This window comes from Massilia rubra, assembly GCF_011682065.1.
In the GTDB taxonomy this organism is placed as follows: Bacteria; Pseudomonadota; Gammaproteobacteria; order Burkholderiales; family Burkholderiaceae_D; genus Telluria_A; species Telluria_A rubra.
The window spans coordinates 1-5,770 of the sequence record NZ_VUYU01000059.1; the positions used below are offsets into that span (position 1 = coordinate 1).

Sequence of the window (5,770 nt, forward strand, 5' to 3'; positions counted from 1 at the left end):
GGCAAGGCCTTGCGGTCCAGCTTGCCGTTCGGCGTGAGCGGCAGCGCCGCCAGCGTCACGAACGCGCCTGGCACCATGTACTCGGGCAGGTGCGCCAGCAAGGCCTGGCGCAGCGCGCCCGGCTCGAACGCGGCCGGGTCGCTTTCCGGCGTGGCCGTCAGGTACGCGACCAGGCGCGCTTCACCCTCCCCTTGCGCCAGCGCCAGCACCACCGCTTCGCGCACCCCCGCGCACGCCACCAGGCGCGCCTCGATTTCGCCGAGCTCGATGCGGAAGCCGCGCAGCTTGACCTGGAAGTCGTTGCGACCCAGGTACTCGAGCTGGCCGTCGGCGCGCCAGCGCCCCAGGTCGCCCGTCTTGTACATGCGCGCATCGGGCGCGGAACTGAACGGATCGGCCACGAAGCGCTCGGCCGTCAGTTCCGGCCGGTTCAGGTAGCCGCGCGCCACGCCGGCGCCGCCGATGTGGATCTCGCCGCTGACCCCTGGCGGGACCAGTTGCAGATGGCGATCCAGCAGATACAGTTGGGTATTGCCGATCGGCGTGCCCAGATGCGGCGGCGTGGCCGGACCGTTGATCAGGGCAACCGTGGCATCGACTGTGCATTCGGTCGGACCGTACACATTGTAGAACGCCGTGCGGGTATCGGCCTGCAGGCGCCGCCAACTGGCTGGCTTGATCGCCTCGCCGCCAACCAGGCAGCGCGCCGGCCGCCGGGTCGCGTCCAACAGGCCCGCGTCGAGCAACTGGTCCAGTTGCGCGGGCGTGCAGTCGAACGCGTCGATCCGTTCCCGTTCCAGGAATGCCAGCAGGGCGCGGCCGTCGGCGCGCACGTCCTGCGGAATGATGTGCAGGCTGTGGCCCGACAGCAGTTGCACCAGGCCTTTTACGGAGGCGTCGAACCATATGCCGGCATTCAAGGCTACACGGCTTGGCCGGACATCGTCGAATACCGCAGCGGCGAGCGCAGTCCACAGATTGAGCACGGCGCGGTGCTCGACCATGACGCCTTTCGGGCGGCCCGTCGAGCCCGACGTGTAGATCACATAGGCCAGACTGGTCGGCGTAGCGCCGCACACGGGCGCCTGCACCGGCAGGTCGCGCCACCGGCGGTCGTCGTCCAGGCACAAAACGGCCTCCACCTGCGGCGCCTGCCCCACCAACGCGCGCTCGGTCAAGACCACGGCGGCGCCGGCGTCGGCGACGATCGAGGCGCTGCGCTCCTGCGGCGCGCCAGGGTCGAGCGGCAGGTAGGCGCCACCTGCTTTCAGCACGGCAAGGATGCCCACCACCATCGGCACCCCGCGCTCGAGGTAGAGCGCGACCAGCGCGTCGGGTCCGACGCCCAGATCACGCAGGTAGTGGGCCAGGCGGTTCGCCTGGTGGTTCAATTGGGCGTAGCTCAGGGTATGCCCTGCGCACACCACGGCCAGCGCGTCCGGTTGCGCGGCGGCTTGATCTTCGAACAGCTGATGCAGCAAACGATCAGCCGGGAAAACCGCGCTCGGCGCGGTCGACCGGGCCAGGACCGCCTGCTGTTGCGCAGCGTCGAGCAGCGGCAGCTGCGACACCGGTCGCTCGACGTGCGCCGTCATGGACGCGAGCAGGACCTGCCAGTATGACAGCAGACGTTCCACGCTGGACCGCTCGAACAGCTCGCAAGCGAAATCGAGCGCACCCGCCAATTGCCCCCCTTGTTCCACCAGCGACAAGGTCAGGTCGAATTTGGTCAAGTTGGCCGGCATGGCCAATCCGCTCAAGGTGAGCCCGGGGAGCGCCAGCGGACCGCTGTCAGGCGTGTTATCCAGCGTCAGCAGGGTCTGGAACAAAGGGCTATGGCTGGTGCTACGCACCGGCTTGACCGCTTCCACCACCTGTTCGAACGGGATGTCCTGGTGCGCGTACGCGTCCAGCATGGTGTGCTTGACCTGTTCGAGCAACTGCGCCACGCTTGGATCGGCGTCCAGGCGCACGCGCACGGCCAGGGTATTGACGAAGAAACCGATCAAGGGCTCGACCTCGGCGCGCTGGCGGTTCGCCACCGGGGTGCCGGTCACCACATCGTCCTGTCCGCTCAAGCGGCTCATCAACACCGACCACGCCCCCAGCAACACCATGAACAGGGTGGCGCCATGGCGCTGGCCGAGCGCCTGCAACTGCGCGGTGAGCGCGGCCGGCAGCGTGAACGCCACGCTGGCGCCGGCATGGCTTTGCCGGGCCGGGCGCGGATGGTCGGTCGGCAGTTCCAGCAGCGCCGGCGCGCCGGCCAGGTGCGCGCTCCAGAAACCGCTCTGGCGCGCCAGGAGTTTGCCCTGCTCGTCACTACGCTGCCAGGCCGCGTAATCGGCGTACTGGATCGCCAGCGGCGCCAGCGGATCGTCCAGCGCCTGGTTGAAGGCGGTGTACAGCGCCGCGAATTCGCGCACCAGCACCCCCACCGACCAGCCGTCGGAAACGATGTGGTGCTGGGTTACCAGCAGCACGTGCTCGCGCTCGCCCAGGCGCAGCAGGCGCGCGCGGATCAGCGGCCCGCGCGCTAGGTCGAACGGCGCCGCGCTCTCATCCTGCGCCTGCGCCGCCAGGGCCTGTTCCTGCTCATGACCGCGCAAATGCGACAGATCGTGGCGCGCCAGCGCCATGCCCTGCCCCGCCGCGCCGATGCGCTGCCACGGCATGCCATCGACTTCGACAAAGCAGGTGCGCAGGCTTTCGTGACGCGCCACGATACGGTCGAGCGCGCGCACCAGTGCGTCCGTGTCCAGTTCACCCGACAGGCGCAGCCCGGCCGGCATGTGGTACGCCGCCGCAGCTGCGTGGTCGAGCTGGTCCAGGAACCACAGGCGCTGCTGCGCGAACGAGAGCGGCAGCGGCGCGGCGCGGCTGGCCGCCGCAATCGGCGCCAGCGGCGCGCACGCCAGTTGCGCCAGGCTGCCCGCGAGCTCGCGCAACAGTGGGCGCGCGAACAGGGTCCGCAGCGGCAGTTCGGCCCCCATGCGCTGGCGCACCCGCGAGGCCAGTTGCACCGCCAGCAGCGAGTGTCCGCCCAGGTCGAAGAAATGGTCTTCGCGGCCGACCCGCTCAACTCCCAGCAGTTCTTGCCAGATGGCGGCCAGCGCTTGTTCGGTGGCGCCTTGCGGCGCCGCGTAACGCGCCAGCGCCAGGGCCGCGCCATCCGGCGCCGGCAAGGCCTTGCGGTCCAGCTTGCCGTTCGGCGTGAGCGGCAGCGCCGCCAGCGTCACGAACGCGCCTGGCACCATGTACTCGGGCAGGTGCGCCAGCAAGGCCTGGCGCAGCGCGCCCGGCTCGAGCGCGGCCGCATCGCCTTCCGGCGTCGCCGTCAGGTACGCGACCAAACGCGCGTCGCCCTCCCCTTGCGCCGGCGCCAGGGCCAGCACCACCGCTTCGCGCACGCCCGCGCACGCCACCAGGCGCGCCTCGATTTCGCCGAGCTCGATGCGGAAGCCGCGCAGCTTGACCTGGAAGTCGTTGCGCCCCAGGTACTCGAGCTGGCCGTCGGCGCGCCAGCGCCCCAGGTCACCCGTCTTGTACATGCGCGCATCGGGTGCGGAGCTGAACGGATCGGCCACGAAGCGCTCGGCCGTCAGTTCCGGCCGGTTCAGGTAGCCGCGCGCCACGCCGGCGCCGCCGATGTGGATCTCGCCGCTGACGCCCAGCGGCACTGGCTGCAGATGGCGGTCCAGCACGTAAATCGTCGTGTTATCCAGGGGACGGCCGAGCGGAATCTCGTAGGCCGGCAGTGCGCTGTCGTGGCGATAGCCGACAGTGGCCGCGTTGACCGTCGCCTCGCTCGGTCCGTAGGTGTTGATCCAGCGAGCCGACGCCGTAGCGGGCGCATTGAACCAGCTGCGCAAACGGCGTAGCTCGGCCTTTTCGCCGCCGGCCAGGACCACCCGCAGCGCGGCGCCGGGCAGGCAGCGCTGCTGTTGCACCTCGTCCGCCCACAAATGCCAGAAGGACGTGGGCAGGTCGGTCACGCTGATACGCTCTGCCTCAAGGAAGGCGCCGAAGGCGGCGTCGGGCACCATCAGATGCGCCGCGCGCAGGACCACGCAAGCCCCCACCGAAAGCGCGGGAAACACTTCGGCGACTGAATTATCGAAACCGAAGGAGGCAAACTGCAGCACGCGGTCGGCCGCGGTCAGCTCGCACAGGCCAACGTGATGCGCCACCAGGTTGACCACATTGCGGTGTTCCACCACCACCCCTTTGGGCTGGCCGGTCGAGCCCGAGGTATAGATTACATAAGCCGCGTCCGAATCGGCCGACGGCAGGTCGGGGTTGCCAAGACTCCCGGCCAGGCACAGCAGCAGGTCCGCGCTATCGAGGCAGATCGGCGCGCTGCTGTCGGGCAGCCGATGCAGGTGCGCCCGCGTGGTCAATAGCGCGAGCGCGCCACTGTCAGCGAGCAGGTAGGCCAGCCGTTCGGCCGGATAGGCAGGGTCGAGCGCAACGTAGGCGCCGCCCGCCTTCAGGATACCCAGCAGTGCGGCAACGAGGTCGAGGCTGCGGTCCATGCAAACGGCCACGCGACAGTCGCTCCGCACGCCCATCCCGATCAGGCGATGGGCGATCTGGTTGGCGCGGCGGTTCAATTCACCATAACTGCAGTGGGTGCCGTCGAACGCCAGCGCGCTCGCATCCGGGTGCAGCGCGGCTTGTTCCTCGAACAATTGATGAAGCAACCTGCCGGGACGCGGCAATGTCATCGTGTCATTGAAATCGACCAGCAAGCGGCGCGTCTGCGCCCCGTCAAGCAGGGGCAAACGGTGAACCTGGCATTCGGCGTTTTCCATCACCGCCATCGCCCTCAGCAGGTTGGTCCAACAGGCGAGCAGGCGTTCGATACTGGAAAGCTCAAACAAATCGCTGGCGAAGGTCAAGCCGCCTTCGAGTCCGCCCTCAACCTCGACCAGGGACAGCGACAGGTCAAACTGGGTGACGGTGCCTGGCTGTTCGAGCTGGGCCAGTCGCAAACCAGGCAGGGCCGATGCGGCGCCCGGCGGCGTGTTGTTCAGTGTGAGCATGACCTGAAACAAGGGGCTGTGGCTCAAATTCCTGGTGGGGTTCAGGGTTTCCACCACCTGTTCGAACGGGATGTCCTGGTGCGCGTACGCGTCCAGCATGGTGTGCTTGACCTGTTCGAGCAACTGCGCCACGCTTGGATCGGCGTCCAGGCGCACGCGCACGGCCAGGGTATTGACGAAGAAGCCGATCAGGGGCTCGACCTCGGCGCGCTGGCGGTTTGCCACCGGGGTGCCGATTACCACGTCGTCCTGTCCGCTCAAGCGGCTCATCAACACCGACCACGCTCCCAGCAGCACCATGAACAGGGTGGCGCCGTGGCGCTGGCCGAGCGCCTGCAACTGCGCCGTGAGCGCGGCCGGCAGCGTGAACGCCACGCTGGCGCCGGCATGGCTTTGCCGGGCCGGACGCGGATGGTCGGTCGGCAGTTCCAGCAGCGCCGGCGCGCCGGCCAGGTGCGCGCTCCAGAAGCCGCGCTGGCGTTCCAGTGCTTCGCCCTGCAGATAGTCGCGCTGCCAGAGCGCGTAATCGGCGTACTGGATCGCCAGCGGCGCGAGCGGATCCTCCAGCGCCTGGCTGAAGGCGCTGTACAGCGCCGTCAATTCGCGCACCAGCACCCCCACCGACCAGCCGTCGGAAACGATGTGGTGCTGGGTCACCAGCAGCACGTGCTCTTGCTCGTCCAGGCGCAGCAGGCGCGCGCGGATCAGCGGCCCGCGCGCCAGGT

At 68.9% G+C, this 5,770-nt stretch carries 1 protein-coding gene; it reads right to left on the reverse strand.

What is annotated here, in order from left to right; all coding sequences use genetic code 11:
- Positions 1–5,770: non-ribosomal peptide synthetase (locus F0185_RS33875; protein ID WP_167233063.1), on the reverse strand; the 5,770-nt coding region annotated here is incomplete at both ends.